Consider the following 18236-nt stretch of genomic DNA (forward strand, 5'->3'; position numbering starts at 1 on the left):
TCGCGCGACCGGCGACGCCCTCCCCGGCCCGGGAGTCGGGGAGGGCGGGAGCGCGCCGGCTACTGCTGTTGGATGAGGCGGTCGAGGTTGGGTTGCTGGTCGAGCACCTTGTACTTCTGCGCGAGTTCGGCGAGCGTCTGGAGGCTGGAACGGTCGATCTCCCAACCGAACTCCGGGAGTTTCACCGAGTCGGCCACCGGCGGCGGCAGCTGAAGATTGTCCTTGATGGCCTGTCGGACGGCTGCCTCGTTGGCGGGGTCCTTCGCCCATTCCAGGGTCTTCTTCATCGCCGCCGTGAAGTCCTCGACCAGTTTGGCGTCCTTCTCGGTCCGTTCCTTCGTGGTGATCGTGGTGAGGGTGGTGAGACCGGGCACGACCGCCTGGTAGGGAGCGACGACGAAGGTGTCACCGCGGCTCTTGAGCTGCGTGACGAAGGGCTCCGGCACCCAGGCGGCGTCGATGTTGCCGGCTTCGAGCTGGGCCGGGGCGTCCGGGAAGGCGACCTCGACAAATTTGATCTTGGATGGGTCGCCGCCGTCCTTCTCGACCGCAGCCATGATCGTCACATCACCGGCCGCGCCGAGGCTGTTGACGGCGACCCGCTTGCCCGCGAGGTCGGCCGGCCGCTTGATGCCGGACTTCGCGGAGGCCACCACTGCGTTGATGTCGTCGCCGCTGGCGTAGGACGAGGCGTAGTTGCCGATGATGACGACGCCGAGGTTGCGCAGGTCGGCCCGGAAGGGGCCGAAGGGTTGGCCGATCGCGAAGTCGATGTCGCCGTTCAGCAGGGCGGGAATGGCCTGCGCGCCACCCTGGGCGGGCAGCACCTCGACCTGGAGCCCGCGTTCGGCGAAGATGCCCGCCTTGATGCCGCCCCACAGCGCGGCGGTCTCGGTGATGGGCAGCGCGGCGACCCGTACCTTGCGCAGCTCGCCAGAGGTCTGTTCGGACGGGTTGGACGCGTCGGAGTCGGTACATCCGGTGAGGGCGATCGCGGTAGCGGCGATCAGCCCGAGAGCCAGAACCTTCTTCATTGACGAGGCCCTTCCTGGGCAGGGGTGGTGGGGTGCGTCAAGAGCCGGCGGATGCCTCGGATCTGCAGGTGGACTACCGCTGCGTGGGGGCACGCCGCTGTGCTGGCCATGGTCAGTCACCTCGGCATTGAATGTCAAGAATTTCTGACGCCCGTCAGAAATAAGTTGAATAATGCTGCGCGCCGAGGGCGTCGCCCGTAGCCGAACCGGCACCTCCGGCGTCCACATCGGCGGGTGGTGCTCCCGTCGGGTGATCAGACCTCCGGCAGGCCCACGTAGTTCTCCGCGAGGCTCGTGGCGTAGGCGCGTGAGGTGGCGACGTACCTCAGGGTGGCGGTCTGGAGGTTCGCCTCGTACGGGTCGTCGCGCTCCAGCCGGTGCAACATCGAGGTCATCCACCAGGAGAAGTGCTGGGCCCGCCAGACCCTGCGCAGTGCGGTGGCCGAGTAGGCCTCCAGCAGGTCGGTGCGCCCCTTGTCGTACCACGCGGCGAAGGCGTCCCCGAGCAGCGCGACGTCGGCGAGGGCCAGGTTCATGCCCTTCGCGCCGGTCGGCGGGACGATGTGCACGGCGTCACCGGCCAGGAACAGCCGCTGCCACTGCATCGGCTCGACAACGAAGCTGCGCATCGGGGTGACGGACTTCTCCAGGATCGGCCCCTCGTTGAGCGACCAACCCGGCACCGTCTCCAGCCGCGCCCGCAGCTCCGCCCAGATCCGCTCGTCCGGCCACGCCGCGATGTCCTCGTCGGGCGCTACCTGGAGATACAGCCGCGAGATCTCCGGCGAGCGCATGCTGTAGAGGGCGAAACCCCGCTCGTGGTTGGCGTAGATGAGTTCCTCCACCGCCGGCGCGGCGGCGGCGAGGATGCCCAGCCAGGCGAAGGGGTACGTCCGCTCGTAGGTGGTCAGCACGCCGTCGGGCACCGCGCCACGACTCACACCGTGGAACCCGTCGCAGCCGGCCACGAAGTCGCACCGCAGCTCCTCGTCGCGCCCGTCCCGTCGAAAGTGGACGACGGGCGAGTCCGAGTCGAGGCCGTCAAGGCGTACGACGTCGGCGTCGAAGAGGATCGAGCCGCCGGCCGCGAGTCGGGCGGCGATCAGGTCCTTTACCACCTCCTGCTGGCCGTAGACGGTGATCGCCCGCCCGGTCAGCTCCGTCATCGGCACCCGGTGCGACTCGCCGGCGAACCGCAGCTCGATGCCCTCGTGTCGCAGCCCTTCCCGGTGCAGGCGTCCACCGAGGCCGGCGCGGGTCAGCAGGTCGACCGAGCCCTGTTCGAGGACGCCCGCCCGCACCCGGTGCTCGACGTAGTCACGGCTGCGACTCTCCAACACCACGGAGTCGATTCCGTGCAGGTGCAGCAGGTGCGACAGCAGAAGTCCTGCCGGCCCGGCTCCCACGATGCCGACCTGGGTACGCATCCGCGGCATCCTCCCCTCTTTCGAGATGTCAGAACGGGTGACGCGCGATGGCGCGGTCGCTGGGCAGCGTGTTCGCTTGCCGAACGACCGTTCTCTTGTAGAACGGTGGCACGCGGTCCCGCTCGCGTCAACGGCGTGCCGTTGACGGATGCCGGTCCCGGCCGTACGTTCGACATCAGTACGACAGTGCGTATAGCGAACAGTCGGCGGGTCGGGGAGGGTCATGGCAAAGCTCGTCTCGCTGGCCGACGGCGTTGCGGATCTGGTCCGCGACGGCGACGTGGTGGCCCTCGAAGGGTTCACGCATCTCATCCCGTTCGCCGCCGGTCACGAGATCATCCGTCAGGGGCGGCAGGATCTGACCCTGGTGCGGATGACACCCGACGTCATCTACGACCAGCTCATCGGCGCAGGATGCGCCCGCCGCCTGATCTTCTCTTGGGGCGGCAACCCCGGGGTCGGGTCGCTGCACCGCTTCCGCGACGCCGTGCAGCACGGCTGGCCGCGTCCGCTGGAGCTGGAGGAGCACAGCCACGCGGGCATGGCGAACCGCTACGTGGCGGGGGCGTCCGGGCTGCCGTTCGCCGTCCTGCGCGGCTATTCGGGCACCGACCTGCTCCGCCACACGACCAACATCCGGCCCATCACCTGCCCCTTCACCGGCGAAACCCTCACCGCCGTTCCCGCCCTGCGCCCCGACGTGACAGTGGTGCACGCGCAGCGCGCCGACCGGGCCGGCAACGTGCAGATGTGGGGCATCACCGGTGTGCAGAAGGAAGCGGTGCTCGCCGCCCACCGCTCGCTTGTCACAGTCGAGGAGATCGTGGACGAGTTGCCGCCCGTCCCGGGGCAGGTGGTCCTGCCGGGTTGGGCGATCACGGCAGTGGCCGAGGTGCCCGGCGGCGCACACCCCTCCTACGCCCACGGCTACTCCGTACGCGACAACGACTTCTACCGGGCGTGGGACGCCGTCAGCCGGCACCGCGACACCTTCCGCGACTGGCTGGACCAGCACGTGCACCGGGCCGGGGCGACAGCGTGAGTGACGGCTCGGCGGCCTGGACCGCTGACGAGATGATGACCGTCGCGGCGGCCCGCCAACTGCGCGACGGCGCCGCCTGCTTCGTCGGGATCGGGTTGCCCAGCACCGCGGCGAACCTGGCCCGGGTCACCCATGCCCCGAACCTGGTGCTCGTCTACGAGTCCGGCTGCCTCGGCGCCAAGCCGGACCGGCTTCCACTGTCCATCGGGGACGGCGTGCTGGCCGACACGGCCGACGCGGTGGTGTCGGTGCCGGAGGTGTTCAACTACTGGCTCCAACCCGGCCGGATCGACGTGGGCTTCCTCGGGGCCGCGCAGCTCGACAGGTACGGCAACATCAACACCACTGTCGTCGGGGGTGACTACGACGCCCCGGACGTCCGCCTGCCCGGCGCCGGGGGAGCCCCGGAGATCGCCGCCTCCTGCCGGGAGGTCGTGGTGATCGTCAGGCAGAACCGCAGGACGTTCACCGAACGCGTCGACTTCGTCACCTCGGTCGGCTACGGCTCGGGCCCGGGTGACCGGGAACGTCTCGGTCTACGCGGCGGCGGGCCACGCCTGGTGATCACCGATCTCGGCGTCCTCGAACCCGACCCGGTCACCTGCGAGCTGACGCTTACCCGCCTGCACCCCGGCGTGACCCGGGAGCAGGCGCGCGCGGCCACCGGCTGGGACCTCGCCGTCGCGGAGCCGCTCACCACCGGCGAGCCGCCGACGGCACACGAGTTGGCGGTGCTGCGGGCGCTGGAGGCGACCAAGCAGCCACTGCCGCAGCGGCAGGCCGTGGCACCGGAAGCCTGACGGGAGACGACAATGACCCAGAACTCCGTCCACCCTGCCGACGCCGGCCTGGTGCTGCCGCAGTACCGGCGCGACGACATCGACGCCCACCCGCCGCTGCTCAGTCCCGGCTACAAGTCCACAGTGGGGCGTGCGCCGAAGCAGCCGCTCACCTACCTGCCGCAGCGGCTGACCGAGATCACCGGGCCGCTCCTGGGGGAGGGTCGGCTCGGCGAGCTCGACCACGACCTGACCCGGCAACACGACGGGGAGCCGCAGGGGCAGCGGATCATCGTGCACGGCCGGGTCCGGGACGGCGACGGGCAACCGGTGCCCCACACGCTCGTCGAGATCTGGCAGGCAAACGCCGCCGGCCGGTACCGCCACGCGAGCGACACCTGGCCTGCACCGCTCGACCCCCACTTCGAGGGGGTGGGCCGGGCGCTCACCGACGAGCGGGGGCGCTACCGGTTCATCACAGTGCAGCCCGGCGCCTACCCCTGGCGCAACCACGACAACGCCTGGCGGCCGGCGCACATCCACTTCTCTCTCTTCGGCCGCGCGTTCACCCAGCGCCTGGTGACGCAGATGTACTTCCCGGGTGACCCGCTCTTCTTCCAGGATCCGATCTTCAACTCGGTCCGCGACCCGGACGCCCGCAACCGGATGGTCGCCCGGTACGACCACGCCACGACGGTGCCGGAGTGGGCGCTGGCGTACGAGTTCGACATCGTGCTGCGGGGCCGGGCGAGCACTCCCTTCGAGGGCGAGGACGACGATGAGTGAGCGGTTGGGTGTGACGCCGGCGCAGACCGTCGGGCCGTACCTGCACATCGGTCTGCGCTGGCCCGACGGCCCGTACGCCGTCCCCGAGGGCACGCCCGGGGCGTTCTGGATCCGCGGCCGGATCCTCGACGGCGCCGGGGAGCCGGTTGTCGACGCGCTCGTGGAGAGCTGGCAGGCGGACCCGGACGGCCGTTTCGACCACCCGGACGACCCGCGCGGGGCACGACCGCCAGCGCTGGCGGGCTTCCGTGGCTTCGGGCGCAGCGAAACCGACGGGCAGGGGTGGTACGAGCTGCTGACCGTGAAGCCGGGGCCGCTGCCCGACCCGGACGGCGGCACCGAGGCACCCCACCTGGCCCTGTCGGTCCTCGGTCGAGGGCTGCTGCACCGTCTCGCGACCCGGCTCTACTTTCCCGACGAGCCGGCGGCGAACGGCGACGACCCCGTGCTGCGCAGCGTCGACGCCGCCCGCCGGGACACACTGATCGCCAGTCCCGCGCCGGACGGGCTCCGCTTCGACATCCGCCTCCAGGGTGACCGTGAGACAGTCTTCTTCGCCGTCTGACGGGCTGCTGAGCAGCCTCTCCGGCGCATCCGACGTCGACCTGGAACTCGGCGACGCGGCAGTGCTGCGGGCCCTGCTCGACGCGGAGGCCGCGCTCGTCCACGCCGCTGCGGACGCCGGTGTCCTACCCGCTACCGCGGCCGACGCGATAGTCGAGCAGTGCCGCGCCGAACGGTACGACGCGGCGTCCCTCGGCCGGGCGGCCGACGCCGCCGGCAACCCTGTCGTCCCGCTGGTGCGGGAGCTGACCGCCGCAGTGCCGGAGCACGCCCAGGGTTGGGTGCACATCGGCGCGACAAGCCAGGACATCCTCGACACCGCGCTGAGCCTGGTGGCCGTACGGGCGCTCGGACCGCTGCTGCGCCACCTCGACGCCGCAGTGGATGCCGCCGTCCGGCTCGCCGACACCCACCGGGACACCGTCCTGGTCGCCCGGACCCTCGGGCAGCAGGCGGCACCCACCACGTTCGGGCTCAAGGCCGCAGGCTGGATGACAGGCCTTGTCGACGTCCGGGACCGGCTCCGGCAGGCGGGTGCCGCCCAACCCGCGCAACTCGGCGGCGCGGTAGGCACCCTTGCCGCGCTCGGCCCGGCCGGCCCGGACATCGCCGAGCGGTTCGCCGCGCACCTGGGTCTACCAGCCAGCCCGCTGCCCTGGCACACCCGCAGACAGCCCCGGCTCGACCTGGCCGCCGCCCTCGGTGGGCTCCTCGCGGCCACCGGCAAGGTCGCGCTCGACGTCGGGCTGCTGGCCCAGACCGAGATCGGCGAGGTCGCCGAGGGCGGGGCCGGGCGGGGCGGCTCCTCGGCGATGCCGCACAAGCACAACCCGGTGGACTCGGTGCTCATCGGCTCCGCCGCGCGGCGCGGTCCAGGCCTCGTCGCCACGCTGTTCGCCGCCGCCGTGCAGGAGCACGAACGGGCCGCCGGCGCGTGGCACGCCGAGTGGGAGCCCCTGCTCGACCTGCTGCACCTTGCCGGCGGCGCGGCCAGCCGGTGTGCGCGGATGCTGGCCGAGCTCCAGGTCCGCCCGGAGCGGATGCGCAGGAACCTCGATGCCACGGGTGGGCTCGTTCTCGCCGAGGCAGTCGCCGCGCGGCTGGCGCCCGCCCTCGGCCGCAGCGCCGCACACGACCTGGTCACCCGCGCCGCCGCCGCGCCCTCGTTCCGGGCGGCACTGCTCGCCGACCCGCAGGTTCGCGCCCACCTGTCCGAGGCGCAGGTCGACGAGGCGCTCGACCCGCACCACTGGCTCGGCTCGGCCGGCCGGTTCGTCGACAGCGCCCTGGCCGCCGTGCGAGGGCCGCAGACGTGACATCGCGACTACACAACTCTGAGGATGGTCCGGCCGCCGCGCCGGTGCTGCTGCTCGGCAGCTCCCTCGGCACCACGGGCGCGATGTGGGAGCCCCAGGTGGCGGCCCTCGCAAAGCGGTTCCGGGTCATCCGGTACGACCACCTGGGCCACGGCCGCTCGGCGGTGCCGTCCGGCCCGTACACGATGGATCTTCTGGGCCGTGAGGTGCTGCGGACGCTTGACGACCTCGACGTGCCGTGGGTCCACTACGCGGGCCTGTCCCTCGGCGGCATGGTCGGCATGTGGCTTGCCGTACACGCGCCCGACCGGGTGCGGCGGCTGGCGCTGCTCTGCACGTCGGCGTCGCTCGGCCCACCCGAGCAGTGGCGGGATCGGGCGGCGACGGTACGAGCCGCCGGGCTGGAGGCGGTCGCCGACGCTGTGGTGGCCCGCTGGTTCACTCCCGGCTTCGCTGCCGACCAACAGGGCGTGGTCGCCACCCACCGTGCCATGCTCACCGCGACGTCGCCCGCCGGTTACGCCGCGTCCTGTGAGGCGATAGCCACAATGGACCTGCGCCCCGATCTGGCCCGCATCGACGTGCCGACACTTGTCGTCGCGGGCGCCGACGACCCGGCCACCCCCGTGGAGCACGCGCGCGAGATCGTCGGGCGCATCCCCGGCGCCCGGCTGGCAGTGGTCGGCGCGGCGGCGCACCTGGCAAACGTCGAGCAACCCGAGCAGGTGAGCCGACTCCTGTTGGACCACTTCGACAAGAGACCGGGAGACCGATGAACGACAGGGAACGGCACGAGGCAGGCATGACGGTACGCCGGCAGGTGCTGGGCGACGCGCATGTCGACCGCGCGGTGGCCGGCACCGACGAGTTCACCGCCGACTTCCAGGACTTCATCACCCGCTACGCGTGGGGGGAGGTGTGGAGCCGGCCCGGCCTCGACCGACGTACCCGCAGTTGCATCACCCTCGCCGTGCTCGCCACCCTGCACCACGACGAGGAGTTGGCGATGCACGTCCGCGCCGCGCTGCGCAACGGACTGAGCCCGGCGGAGGTGGCGGAGGTCCTGCTCCAGGTCGGCGTCTACGCTGGCGTACCGGCGGCCAACCGGGCGTTCAAGGTGGCCCGGGAGGCCCTGCGGCAGGAGGCCGGGTGAGCGTACGCGCGGAGGCGACGAGATCGCCGGAGTTCGTCCAATCGCTGGAGCGCGGGCTCGCGGTGATCCGGGCGTTCGACGCCGACCACCCGCAGCTCACGCTCAGCGACGTGTCCCGCAGGACCGGGCTGACCCGGGCCGCCGCGCGCCGGTTCCTGCACACCCTGGTCGAGTTGGGCTACGTGCACACCGACGGCCGGCTCTTCTCGCTGCGGGCGCGGATCCTCGACCTCGGCTACGCGTACCTGTCGAGCCTGAGCCTGCCCGAGGTCGCGCAGCGGCACATGGAGGCGCTTGTCGCGCAGGTGCGCGAGTCCTGCTCGATGTCGGTGCTCGACGGCGACGAGGTTGTCTACGTGGCCCGCGTACCCACCAAGCGGATCATGACGGTGGGGATCAGCGTCGGCACACGTTTCCCCGCGTACGCCACGTCGATGGGCCGGGTGCTGCTCGCCGCGCAGCCGGCGGACTGGCTGGACGCCTACCTCGCCACGGCGGACCTGCGGCCGTTGACCCGGCGGACCATCACCGACCAGGCCAAGCTACGCGCCGTCCTGACGAAGATCGCCGCCCAGGGGTACGCGATAGTGGACCAGGAGTTGGAGGAGGGACTGCGGTCGCTCGCCGCGCCGATCCACGGCGAGAACGGGACGGTGATCGCCGCGGTGAACGTCTCCGCGCACGCCAGCCGCGGGTCGTTCGAGACGATCCGTCGGGACCTGCTCCCGCCGCTGCTGGCCGCCGCGAAGCGCATCGAGGAGGACGTCCGGGGCGGCCACACCCGGGCAGGTGCCGACCCGTCCGCCACCCACGTCGGCGGAGCGGGCCACCTGATTCGACAAGCCAGCCGATGAGCGAGGTCCGGCGGCGCGCGGGCCTGAACCGCGGCCGGCGGCAGCCGCTGCCCCTCGGTCAGACGGTGGCGTCCTGGACGGGCCGGACGCCGTTGACAGCCAGGTCGGCGGTGACCGGCGAGGGCTTGAAACCCTTGACGATCAGATAGACGCCGAGCGAGAACTCCCATACGGCGATGGGGAGGGCGGCGACCGCCGTCACCGGGGACAGCCGGTCCCAGAGGTCGAACAGGATGCCGAGGTCGGCGGCGACGAGCAGTGGCGCTCCGGCGAGCCCGAGCAGCGGCAGAACCCGTGGCACGAGGCGTGACTGGTACAGCAGGGAACCCAGCAGCAGGGCGTTCACGGCCGGCAGGAAGCTCTGGCTGAGCAGGAAGACCGAGTCGTAGAAGGCGACAAGCATCTGACCGGTGACGAGCGCGTCCGCTCCGGCGTCGGCCCGCCGCAGGGCCACGACCGTCAGGAGGCTCGCGACGCCGATGAAGATGCCTGCGGCTTCGAGAACCCGGGCGCCGACGAAACCCAGCGCACGGCCCTCACCCTGCCGCTTGAGCACCGGATACAGCGCGATGGCGGTGCCCATGCAGGCGAGGGCGACGATCACCTCGAGGGCGGCGCCCACGGCGACCGAGGTGTCCGACGTGGCGGTCACGATGAAGTCCGCCTCGCGCGCTGGCGCGTACAGGGAGAGAGTGGGGATCGAGACGAAGGTGAGCAGGTAGAACACGCCCGCGGTCAGCGAGGTCTTTCGCAGTGGATCCATCGGGGCACCTTCCCGTCGCTGCCGCTCAATCGATTGTGGTCATGCCGTCACCCTCCTGCGGATCGCGGCGGTCGCGAATCGCCCACTCGGACAATCCTCGCCGCGCCCGCCGAATCACCGCGGCGGCAGGAAAGCGCCAACGGCACGGGCAACCGGTATCCGTTCCCGGTGGCCCGTGCCGCGTTGTGGGGGCGCTAGCGGCTCATCACGTACGCCACCACGAGCGCCGCGACCAGCGCCAGCGCAGCCAGGACCGCCGCCGCGATCTTCGCCGCGCTGTACGGACGCTCACCGATGACCTCACCGGTCCGGGCGTTGACAAGAACCTGGTACGACTTGCCGGCGTGCAGGTACGCGGCGATCCACACCGGCAGCAGCATCAACTTGTACGCCACGTCCGAGTAGGCGGTGTCCACCGAGGAGACCCGCTGCTCGTCCCCGCCGATGTCCGACCGGCAGTCCCCCTCGATGACCGGTGCCATCCGCGACTTCGCCTCGACGAGCCCCGCCTCGGGCTCGGTGTCGTAGCGCAGCGCGTGATATCCGGCCAGGTAGTCGCTGTGGTAGGCGACCGCCTCGGTCAGCGGCCACGGGGCCAGCTCGTCGAGCTGCTTCGCCGGCAGGTGCGTGGTGGCGGGCACCAGCACGTCGTCGAAGTCCCGGCGGACGGTGCCGCTCGCCGGGTGCCACCGGGTGTGGCGCACCTGTCGGGTGCGCGTCTCCTGCCGGCCGTCCACAGTCACCGTGTACGTCTCGGTGACGTAGTAGTGCTCACCGCGCTGACCCTGGTAGTCCGACACGGTTCGCGCGTCGAACGTCCAGTGCGGCAGGTAGGTGCCCTTGAGGGTCTCCGCCTCGCTTACCTTCTTCAGGCTCCCCGGCGCGAACCAGCGGCTGCGGCACCAGGTGCCCAGGGCGGTGCGCACGCCCGCCCGGTCCACAGCGAACGGCAGCACCGCCTCCGGCGCGATCAACTCGCCGGTCACGTTCTCCGCCACAAGCGGGGTGGCGCAGAACTGGCAGCGCTTCGCGATAGCGTCGCTCTCGGTGTGAGCGCCGCAGGCCGGGCAGACGTACGCGTGCGCGGCGACGCTCGCCACCGGCTTGCGCGGCAGGCTCGCCAGTTCGTTGTACGCGTGCTCGCGCACCTCCCGGCCGGCACCGGCGATTTCCTGCCGGTACCCGCAGTACGGGCAGCTCAGCGCTGCCGCGCCCGGCGTGTACTCCACGCGTGCGCCACAGCCCCCGCACCCGTACGAGGGCGGGGAAACCGCAATCTCGCTCATGCCGGCACTCGCCTCCTCACTGCGGCGGCAGCGGTGGCGGGACGCTTGCCAGCACCGCCGCCAGCTCCGGCACCTGCCCGGCGGGCTGCCACTGGGCCATGCCGGCCTGCCAGACGAGCGTGTCCGGGCCCAACGTGCCCGCACCGACCTGCTCGGCCAGACCACCGAGGTCGTACGGGCCCTGCCGCTGCCCGGCGACGCCGACGTACCACTGCGCCTGGTTCGGCAGCGGCGGCGGCTCGGCGGCGGACGGCTGAGCGGGGGCCGGCTGCGCGGCGGCCGGTGCCGGCTGCGGCGCGCCCGAGCCGCCCGCCATCGCCCGGGACATCTGCTGGCCCATGGCCATGCCCATGCCCAGCCCGATGCCGGCGCCCGCCTCGCCGCCTGGGTTCTTGGCGGCGGCCTCCATGGCGTTGGCCGCCTGGAACTGGGTGTACCGGCCCAGGTCGCCGACCGCGCCCATGCTGGTTCGCTTGTCGAGCGCCTGCTCCACCTCTGGCGGCACGGAGACGTTCTCGATGACGAACTTGGGGATCGCGATACCGACCTCGGCCAGCTCCGCTGTCAACACGCCCGCGAGGCGGCGGCCGATCTCGTCCTGGTGCGCCGCCAGGTCCAGCAGCGGCACGCCCGCCGTGGCGAGCGCGTTGCCCAGTCGTCCCACGATGAGCTGCCGCAGGTATTCCTGCACCTCCTCGGTGCGGAACTGCGGGTCGGTGCCGACCAGTTCCCGCAGGAGCTGTGACGCGTCCACCACCCGGGCCGCGTACGCGCCGAACGCCCGCACGCGCACCACGCCGAACTCGGCGTCACGCAGGATGATCGGGTTCTGCGTGCCCCACTTCATGTCGGTGAACTGCCGGGTGTTGACGAAGTACACCTCGGCCTTGAAGGGCGAGTTGAAGCCGTACTTCCAGCCCTTGAGCGTGGACAGGATGGGCATGTTCCGGGTTTCCAGCGTGTACGTTCCCGGAGGGAAGGCGTCGGCGATCTTCCCCTCGTTGACGAAGACCGCCGTCTGGGACTCCCGGACGACCAACTGGGCGCCCATCTTGATCTCGTTCTGGTACCGGGGGAACCGCCAGACGATCGTGTCCCGGCTGTCATCCAGCCACTCAACGATGTCGACGAGTTCGCCCCGGAGCTTGTCCATCAGCCCCATCGCACACCCTCCCGTCGGCGCCGAGGTCCGGCGTCGCGGCGACCATAGCAACCCCCCGCCACCTGCGAAAAGCGAGTCTTGGACACCGATTCGCCGCCGCCGATCGCCCTTTCGACCGGTGGCTGAGGGCCTCTTGCACCGAACGCACGGGTGGGTCGGCACTGGCGTACACCGGCCGGTGCAGACCTGGGCGGGTGGCGGTGGCCGATCGGTCAGGAGGCGTCGCCGGAGGGCTGTGCGCTGCCCGCGTTCGCTCAGGTGGCGTCGCCGGTCGTCGTCTCTGATCGGACGTACTCGCGGTACACGTTGTCCATGTCGGACAGACCTGCCGCGCCGTGTGCCCGGAGCCGGCTGGCCCCGGGCACACGTGTCGCTGTCGGTCAGGGGCTGGTGCAGGTGACGCCGCTGGGCGGCGTGGCGCCGTTGCCGGTGGCGGTGAATCCGAAGGTGGTGGAGGCGTTCGGGCCCAACGAGCCGTTGTAGGCGGCGTTCTGGACGCTGACGGTGCCGGTGGTGCCGGTGTTGACGCCGTTCCAGAGGCTGCTGATGGCCTGGCCGGAGGCCAGGCCCAGGCGGACGGTCCAGCCGTTGAGCGGGGCGGTGCTGGTGTTGGCCACGGTGACCTCAGCCTGGAAACCGCCGGGCCAGGTGTTCACGGTGCGGTAGGTGGCGGTGCAGACGCCCGGTTCGCCGGTGGGTGGCGGGGTGGTGGGTGGCGGGGTGGTGGGTGGCGGCGTGGTGGGCGGGGGCGTGGTGGGCGGCGTGGACGTGGGTGGCGGGCTCGTCGGCGGCGCGGTGGTGGGCGGCGGCGTGGTCTCGAACTGGGTGAAGAACCGCCAGATCTCCGCAGAGGTCCACGTCCGGGAGTCGTTCGGGCTGGACGACCCGTCGACAGGGCTCGGGGTGTGGTCGCCGTCGAAGGCCGCCCACTGCACCGGGTATCCGGCCCGGCAGCCGGAGTAGGTGGTGGTGATGTGAGTGAGGCTGCCTCGGCTCGGCTCGCGTGGGCTCTGCGCGGTGCAACCGTTGTTCCGGACGAACGTGTCCCGCAGCGATCGACCCATGGAGATGTTGAGGACGCTGTCGAAGGTGCCGTGGATGCCGAAGTAGGCGACGGGCTGGGTGCCGCCGTTGCATCCGCTGAGGTTCGCGCCGGAGATCACGGTGACCGCCCGGACGACGGTGGGTCGCGCGCAGGCCACCGCGTAGCTCATCGCCCCGCCGTAGCTCCAGCCGAGGGCGAAGCGCTGGGTCGTTTCGACGCAGAGGTCGTTCTCCACCTGCCGGGAGATGTCGTCGAAGAGGGTCAGGTCGCGGCCGTTGGTGTTGGCCCAGCCGTTGTCGATGCCCTGGGGCGCGACGAAGATCGTGCTGTTGTTCGACAGCGGCAGCAGACCGTAGTAGCCGGCCGAGGCGACGTTGTTCGCCGAACCGTTCAGCCAGTGGAAGCCGAAGATCAGCCGGTAGGGGCGGTTCCTGTCGTAGTTGTCCGGGATCCGCAGGATGTAGGTGCGGTTCTGCCCACTGCTGGAGATGGTGCGCGTCCCGCTGGTCAGCGTGGGCGCCTTGCCGCAGCCGGCGGTCGCCGCGAGCGTGCCGTTGGTCGCGGCCTCCGCCGTGGCGCCCAGTGCGCCGCTCAGCGCCGCGCCGGTGGTCGCCGCGAGGAGAACGGCCGCAGCGGCGATCGTTGACAACAGCTGTGTACGTTTGACCATTGCTTGCCTCCTTGCCCTTGTTCGTCTGGGCCGGTGGTGCGCACGACGTCGACCGAACGACCCGCCGGCTGTGTGCGGCTCGCCCGCCGTCGACGAGCCGGTTCGTGCCCGGGCTCTCCGTCGATGCGGGGGCGCCCGTACGGGCGGGGGGAGGCTGGGCATGTGGCCGGGTCGGAATCGCCCGACGGCCGCCTGCGGTCAGCCAACATCGGCGGAGCGGCCCGGACTTGTCGCCGACCGGCCAGGCGGCGCGGTGGTGGTGCCCACGAGCGCCCTGCCGATTGACTGGGGTGACGGGAGCGTGCCCTGCGCTCCCGCGCCGAAAGATAGCAGTTTATCGATAACATCTCCAGCCGTCGTCTTGCGGAAAGCAGGGTGACGGCTGCTGTCTCCCGGGGACGCGGCACCGCCTCGCCGAGCCGGTCCAGGGCATCCTGGCGGCACGTTCCTCCGCCGTAACTATCGCGCCGCCGACCGCAAATTCCAGAGGTGTGGTCGCCCGGACGCGTGTGAGCGCTCACAGGGCGTCGGGTCGCACACGGGGCGACCGGGGGAACCGCTGGAGCCCTTCATTCAGGCGGCTCGCCGTGAACAGGTTTGGTAACGATTCTGTGAACCGTGTGAACGCTTCCTACCTGCTAATCCCGCACTTCGAGAAGGGTTTCGGGCAAAGGTGCAGAGACGGCCCGTGAACACCGTTCACCCGCTTGTTCACTCTCGCTTAATCCTGTAGAACTCGGGGTGGGTCCGCTGGGCGGCCCGTCTCCCTCTGGTTCTAGGAGGACTACTCATGGCTCGTTCACACCGCTCGGGCGCCTCCTCGCCCGCGCTTTCCCGCCGCGGGGTTCTGCAGTTGGGCGGCAGCGTCGCGCTCCTTCTGGCCACCGGCGCCTGCGCTGCGGACAGTGGCAACAAGCCGAAGGACGGCGCGTCGGGCGGCCCCGCCGCCAAGACGTTGCGCATCGCTGTCTCGAGCTACCTGTCGAGCTGGGACCAGGACTTCGTCGGCTTCGACCTGACCGCGCTGATGCTCTACAAGAACGTCTTCCCGTACCTGATCGACTACGGGGTCACCACAGCCAGCGGCAGCCAGATCCTCGACACCCAGAACGTCACCCCGACGTTCGCCGAGTCGTTCGAGCCCGACGCCGAGCAGAAGGTGTGGACGCTCAAGCTGCGTCGCGGCGTGAAGTTCGCGAGCGGCAACGAGATGAAGGCCGCCGACGTGAAGTGGTCGAAGGACCGCGCGTTCGCCGCCCAGGCCAACGTGGCAGGCGTCTACCGCACCATCGGCCTCACGAGCGCCGACCAGGTCAAGGTCGTCGACGACTACACGGTCGAGTTCCACCAGGCGTTCCCCAGCGCCCTCACCCGGCAGATCCAGGCGATCTCGCTGTACGTCTTCGACTCCGTCGAGGCCAAGAAGCACGCCACCGCCGGCGACCCCTGGGCCAAGGAGTGGTTCGCGAAGAACCCGCCCACCGGCGGCTACTACAACGTCGCGAAGGCCACCCAGGGCCAGGAGATCGAGCTCAGCGCGAACACCGACTACCCGGGTCCCGACCCGGCCAAGACGCCGACCATCCGGATCTCGGTCGTGCCGGCCGCGTCCAACCAGCGGTTGCAACTGCAGGCCGGTGACGTCGACGTCGCCCTCGGCATCAGCCAGCGCGACATCCAGGACCTCAAGAAGACGCCTGGGATCAAGGTCATCTCGGCCCCCAGCAACCGCCAGGTCGCCATCCAGATGTCGGTCACCTCGGCGCCGTTCAACGACGTGAACGTCCGCAAGGCGCTCGCCTACGCCGTGCCCTACGAGCAGATCATCAGCAACGTGTACGGCGGTGACGCCCGCGCGGCCAAGAGCACGGTGCCGCTGGACATGCCAGGGCACGACGACAACGGCTACCCGTACGCCCACGACATCGACAAGGCCAAGGCCGCGATGGCCGCCGCCGGCCGCTCGTCGCTGGACTCCGAGCTGGTCTTCGAGTCCGACAACGAGGAGCAGCAGAAGATCGCCGTCCAGGTGCAGAGCGAGGCGGCGAAGGCGGGCATCAGGCTCAAGCTGACCCCGCTGGACCCCGCGACGCTCGGCGAGCGACGGACCAAGAAGAACATCCCGCTCCAGATCACCTCCGGGCAGCTCTGGGTCGACGACATCGAGTACATGCTCGCCACGAGCTTCGTGAAGGGCGCCAACCTCAACTACTCCAACTACAGCAACCCGGAGATCGAACAGATCTACGAGAAGTCGCACACCACAGTCGACACGGCTGCCCGTAACGCGCTCTGGAAGCGGGTCCAGGAGATCCTCGCCGCGGACGTGCCGTGGGTGGTCATCTGCCAGCCGAACTTCAACCTGCCCGTGCGGGAGTCCGTGGCCGGTTGGGTGCAGCCCATGGACGGTCTCGCCCGCCTGCGGTACCTGAGCGCGTCGGCCTAGGACGCCATCCGCTCATGCGTATCTTCCGGTTCGTCGTCAGGCGACTGCTCCAGCTGATCCCCGTTCTGCTCGGAGTGGTCGTCCTGGCGTTCCTCCTGGTCCGCGTGCTGCCGGGCGACCCGGTGCGCAGCATCCTCGGGCCGAACGCCAGCGCGGAGGACGCCGAAGCCGCCCGGGTCCGCTTCGGCCTGGACCAGTCGCTGTGGCAACAGTTCCTCGACTACCTCGGGGGGTTGGTCACCGGGGACTTCGGCACCTCCATCCAGAGCGGCAACTCCGTGGGTTCGGAGATGGCGCTACGGATCGGGCCCACCCTGGAACTCGTCGTCATCGCCGTGACCATCGCACTTGTGGTGGCGACTGTGCTCGGCGTCTGGTCGGCCCGACGGGCCAACCGGCTCGGCGACCACAGCGTCCGGATGTTCGCCCTGGCCGGCAACTCCGTACCCGAGTTCTGGCTCGGCCTGGTGCTGGTGCTCGTCGGCTACAGCATCCTCGGCTGGTTCCCGGCGCCCAACGGACGCGTCGACCCCGACACGAACCTCACGCCGATCACCGGCGCCGACCTCGTCGACGCCGTGCTCACCGCCAACGGACCGGCGTTCGCCTCCGCCGCGGCGTACCTGGCACTGCCAGTGCTGACCCTCGTCGTCGGCGTGGTCGCGCCGCTGCTGCGCAGCGTCCGGGCCTCCGCGCTGGAGGTGCTGCACTCCGAGTCGTACGCCGCGGCGCAGGCACACGGCCTGCGTGGCCGCACCCTGCACTACGGCTACCTGATGCGGGCGACGCTGGTCCGGCTGCCGTCGCTTGCCGCATTGGTCTTCGGCACCGCCATCGGCTCGACGGTGCTCGTTGAGTACGTGTACTCGTGGCAGGGCTTCGGCCAGTGGGCCCTGCGCGGTCTGCTCTACCGGGACTACCCGGTGGTGCAGGCGTCGGTGCTGGTCATCGCGTTGTGCTACGTGCTGGTGTTCCTCATCGCCGACGTGGTCCACGCGATCCTCGACCCGAGAGTGAGGCTCTGATGGCCGAGCTGCGCACCGCCGTCACCGGCGACTCCACGGCGCCCGTGGTCATCCCGGGTGGCGACCGGGACAGCCGTTTCGCACGGCGCCTGATCATTGCCGGCGCGACGATCCTGTCGGTGGTCGCGCTGGTGGCGGTGTTCGCGCCCCTGCTGAGCCCGTGGGGCGAGACCGAGATCGACCCGGCGAACACCCTTGTCGCCCCGGGTGGCAACCACCTGCTCGGCACCGACGGCAACGGCATGGACATCTGGAGCCGGATGCTCTACGCCGCCCGCCTGGACCTGGGCATCGCCCTGGCCGCGGTCGCGCTCGCCGTGGTCGTCGGCACCCTGCTCGGCCTGATCGCCGGCTACTTCGGCGGCTGGCTCGACGACGTGCTGATGCGGGTGGTCGACATCTTCCAGTCGTTCCCCACGTTCATCCTGGCGCTCGCCGTGGCAGCCCTGCTCGGCAACGGCACGATCAACCTCATCATCACGATCGCCGCGGTGAACGCCCCGGCGTACGCCCGGCTGGTCCGCGCCGAGGTGCGGTCGCTGCGCGAGTTGCCGTTCGTGGACGCCGCGATCACCTCCGGCGCCTCGCCGGTGGGCGTGCTGTGGCGGCACATACTGCCCAACAGCCTCACTCCCGTCCGGGTGATCGCGCCGCTGAACTGCGGCTGGGCGATGCTCACCCTGGCCGGGCTCTCCTTCCTCGGTCTGGGTGTGAGCATCCCCGAGGCGGAATGGGGTGCCATGATCAGCCTGGGCGCCGCAGACGTGGTCGGTGGACGGTGGTGGACCTCGGTCCCACCCGGCCTGGCCCTGTTCGTCTGCGTCCTCGGGTTCAGCCTGCTGGGCGAGGGCCTGCAGGACCGCGCGAACGCGAAGCGGCGGTGA

General features: G+C 70.7%; 17 protein-coding genes. 11 read left to right on the forward strand and 6 right to left on the reverse strand.

Annotated elements, in window-relative coordinates:
* Positions 1 to 59 precede the first annotated feature (59 nt).
* Positions 60 to 1034 (reverse strand): ABC transporter substrate-binding protein, encoded by a 975-nt coding sequence (locus tag ACPXB1_RS15650; RefSeq protein WP_355596243.1) that lies wholly within the window; start codon positions 1032 to 1034, stop codon positions 60 to 62.
* 254 nt (positions 1035 to 1288) lie between these two features.
* Positions 1289 to 2461, reverse strand: a complete 1173-nt coding sequence (pobA, locus tag ACPXB1_RS15655; RefSeq protein ID WP_355596241.1) for a 4-hydroxybenzoate 3-monooxygenase — start codon at positions 2459 to 2461, stop codon at positions 1289 to 1291.
* 223 nt (positions 2462 to 2684) lie between these two features.
* On the opposite strand from pobA, the gene ACPXB1_RS15660 reads away from it, so the two are divergent.
* Genes ACPXB1_RS15660 through ACPXB1_RS15695 form a run of 8 tightly spaced genes read left to right on the forward strand, consistent with a single transcriptional unit; the run spans position 2685 to position 8955 of the window.
* A complete protein-coding gene (locus ACPXB1_RS15660) occupies positions 2685 to 3503 on the forward strand; it encodes a CoA transferase subunit A (RefSeq protein WP_355596239.1) in 819 nt (272 codons plus the stop codon).
* Positions 3500 to 4303, forward strand: a complete 804-nt coding sequence (locus ACPXB1_RS15665; protein WP_425735456.1) for a CoA-transferase subunit beta — start codon at positions 3500 to 3502, stop codon at positions 4301 to 4303. The genes ACPXB1_RS15660 and ACPXB1_RS15665 overlap by 4 nt, the downstream gene beginning before the upstream one ends.
* 12 nt (positions 4304 to 4315) lie before the next feature.
* Complete coding sequence (gene pcaH / locus ACPXB1_RS15670; RefSeq protein WP_355596237.1) at positions 4316 to 5068, forward strand: protocatechuate 3,4-dioxygenase subunit beta; 753 nt, start codon at positions 4316 to 4318, stop codon at positions 5066 to 5068.
* Positions 5061 to 5633, forward strand: coding sequence for a protocatechuate 3,4-dioxygenase subunit alpha (pcaG, locus tag ACPXB1_RS15675; protein ID WP_355596235.1), 573 nt, complete (start codon positions 5061 to 5063; stop codon positions 5631 to 5633). The genes pcaH and pcaG overlap by 8 nt, the downstream gene beginning before the upstream one ends.
* Positions 5608 to 6948, forward strand: a complete 1341-nt coding sequence (pcaB, locus tag ACPXB1_RS15680; RefSeq protein WP_355628762.1) for a 3-carboxy-cis,cis-muconate cycloisomerase — start codon at positions 5608 to 5610, stop codon at positions 6946 to 6948. The genes pcaG and pcaB overlap by 26 nt, the downstream gene beginning before the upstream one ends.
* Positions 6945 to 7724 carry a 3-oxoadipate enol-lactonase gene (pcaD, locus tag ACPXB1_RS15685; RefSeq protein WP_355596231.1) on the forward strand — a complete coding sequence of 260 codons (780 nt, stop codon included), beginning with the start codon at positions 6945 to 6947 and terminating at the stop codon, positions 7722 to 7724. Before pcaB ends, pcaD begins: the two co-directional genes overlap by 4 nt.
* The gene (gene pcaC, locus ACPXB1_RS15690; protein WP_355596229.1) at positions 7721 to 8101 is read left to right on the forward strand and encodes a 4-carboxymuconolactone decarboxylase; all 381 of its coding nucleotides are present in this window, start codon (positions 7721 to 7723) and stop codon (positions 8099 to 8101) included. The genes pcaD and pcaC overlap by 4 nt, the downstream gene beginning before the upstream one ends.
* Entirely contained in the window at positions 8098 to 8955 is an 858-nt protein-coding gene (locus ACPXB1_RS15695; protein ID WP_355628765.1) for an IclR family transcriptional regulator, read from the forward strand. The genes pcaC and ACPXB1_RS15695 overlap by 4 nt, the downstream gene beginning before the upstream one ends.
* 58 nt (positions 8956 to 9013) lie before the next feature.
* Here ACPXB1_RS15695 and ACPXB1_RS15700 read toward each other — a convergent pair whose 3' ends face one another.
* The 4 genes from ACPXB1_RS15700 to ACPXB1_RS15715 form a co-directional block, all read right to left on the reverse strand.
* Positions 9014 to 9718, reverse strand: a complete 705-nt coding sequence (locus ACPXB1_RS15700) for a DUF4386 domain-containing protein (protein WP_355596225.1) — start codon at positions 9716 to 9718, stop codon at positions 9014 to 9016.
* 194 nt (positions 9719 to 9912) lie between these two features.
* The gene (locus ACPXB1_RS15705; protein ID WP_355596223.1) at positions 9913 to 10947 is read right to left on the reverse strand and encodes a hypothetical protein; all 1035 of its coding nucleotides are present in this window, start codon (positions 10945 to 10947) and stop codon (positions 9913 to 9915) included.
* Between the two features lie 73 nt (positions 10948 to 11020).
* A complete protein-coding gene (locus tag ACPXB1_RS15710; protein WP_355596221.1) occupies positions 11021 to 12166 on the reverse strand; it encodes an SPFH domain-containing protein in 1146 nt (381 codons plus the stop codon).
* A gap of 380 nt (positions 12167 to 12546) precedes the next feature.
* Positions 12547 to 13881, reverse strand: a complete 1335-nt coding sequence (locus tag ACPXB1_RS15715; protein ID WP_355596219.1) for a cellulose binding domain-containing protein — start codon at positions 13879 to 13881, stop codon at positions 12547 to 12549.
* A gap of 790 nt (positions 13882 to 14671) precedes the next feature.
* Between ACPXB1_RS15715 and ACPXB1_RS15720 the strand changes: the two genes are divergently transcribed.
* Genes ACPXB1_RS15720 through ACPXB1_RS15730 form a run of 3 tightly spaced genes read left to right on the forward strand, consistent with a single transcriptional unit; the run spans position 14672 to position 18236 of the window.
* Positions 14672 to 16327, forward strand: a complete 1656-nt coding sequence (locus ACPXB1_RS15720; RefSeq protein WP_355596217.1) for an ABC transporter substrate-binding protein — start codon at positions 14672 to 14674, stop codon at positions 16325 to 16327.
* Between the two features lie 14 nt (positions 16328 to 16341).
* Positions 16342 to 17352: an ABC transporter permease gene (locus ACPXB1_RS15725; RefSeq protein ID WP_355596215.1), complete on the forward strand. Its 1011-nt coding sequence runs from the start codon at positions 16342 to 16344 to the stop codon at positions 17350 to 17352.
* Positions 17352 to 18236, forward strand: coding sequence for an ABC transporter permease (locus tag ACPXB1_RS15730; RefSeq protein ID WP_355596213.1), 885 nt, complete (start codon positions 17352 to 17354; stop codon positions 18234 to 18236). The genes ACPXB1_RS15725 and ACPXB1_RS15730 overlap by 1 nt, the downstream gene beginning before the upstream one ends.

It is taken from the genome of Micromonospora sp. DT68 (assembly GCF_049847245.1).
In the GTDB taxonomy this organism is placed as follows: domain Bacteria; phylum Actinomycetota; class Actinomycetes; order Mycobacteriales; family Micromonosporaceae; genus Micromonospora; species Micromonospora profundi.

What these genes read in the sequence shown, in the direction of transcription:
- ACPXB1_RS15650 (WP_355596243.1), bottom strand. Translation starts at nt 1,034, where the DNA reads ATGAAGAAGGTTCTGGCTCTCGGGCTGATCGCCGCTACCGCGATCGCC.
- pobA (WP_355596241.1), bottom strand. Translation starts at nt 2,461, where the DNA reads ATGCGTACCCAGGTCGGCATCGTGGGAGCCGGGCCGGCAGGACTTCTG.
- ACPXB1_RS15660 (WP_355596239.1), top strand. Translation starts at nt 2,685, where the DNA reads ATGGCAAAGCTCGTCTCGCTGGCCGACGGCGTTGCGGATCTGGTCCGC.
- pcaH (WP_355596237.1), top strand. Translation starts at nt 4,316, where the DNA reads ATGACCCAGAACTCCGTCCACCCTGCCGACGCCGGCCTGGTGCTGCCG.
- pcaG (WP_355596235.1), top strand. Translation starts at nt 5,061, where the DNA reads ATGAGTGAGCGGTTGGGTGTGACGCCGGCGCAGACCGTCGGGCCGTAC.
- pcaC (WP_355596229.1), top strand. Translation starts at nt 7,721, where the DNA reads ATGAACGACAGGGAACGGCACGAGGCAGGCATGACGGTACGCCGGCAG.
- ACPXB1_RS15700 (WP_355596225.1), bottom strand. Translation starts at nt 9,718, where the DNA reads ATGGATCCACTGCGAAAGACCTCGCTGACCGCGGGCGTGTTCTACCTG.
- ACPXB1_RS15710 (WP_355596221.1), bottom strand. Translation starts at nt 12,166, where the DNA reads ATGGGGCTGATGGACAAGCTCCGGGGCGAACTCGTCGACATCGTTGAG.
- ACPXB1_RS15715 (WP_355596219.1), bottom strand. Translation starts at nt 13,881, where the DNA reads ATGGTCAAACGTACACAGCTGTTGTCAACGATCGCCGCTGCGGCCGTT.
- ACPXB1_RS15720 (WP_355596217.1), top strand. Translation starts at nt 14,672, where the DNA reads ATGGCTCGTTCACACCGCTCGGGCGCCTCCTCGCCCGCGCTTTCCCGC.
- ACPXB1_RS15725 (WP_355596215.1), top strand. Translation starts at nt 16,342, where the DNA reads ATGCGTATCTTCCGGTTCGTCGTCAGGCGACTGCTCCAGCTGATCCCC.
- ACPXB1_RS15730 (WP_355596213.1), top strand. Translation starts at nt 17,352, where the DNA reads ATGGCCGAGCTGCGCACCGCCGTCACCGGCGACTCCACGGCGCCCGTG.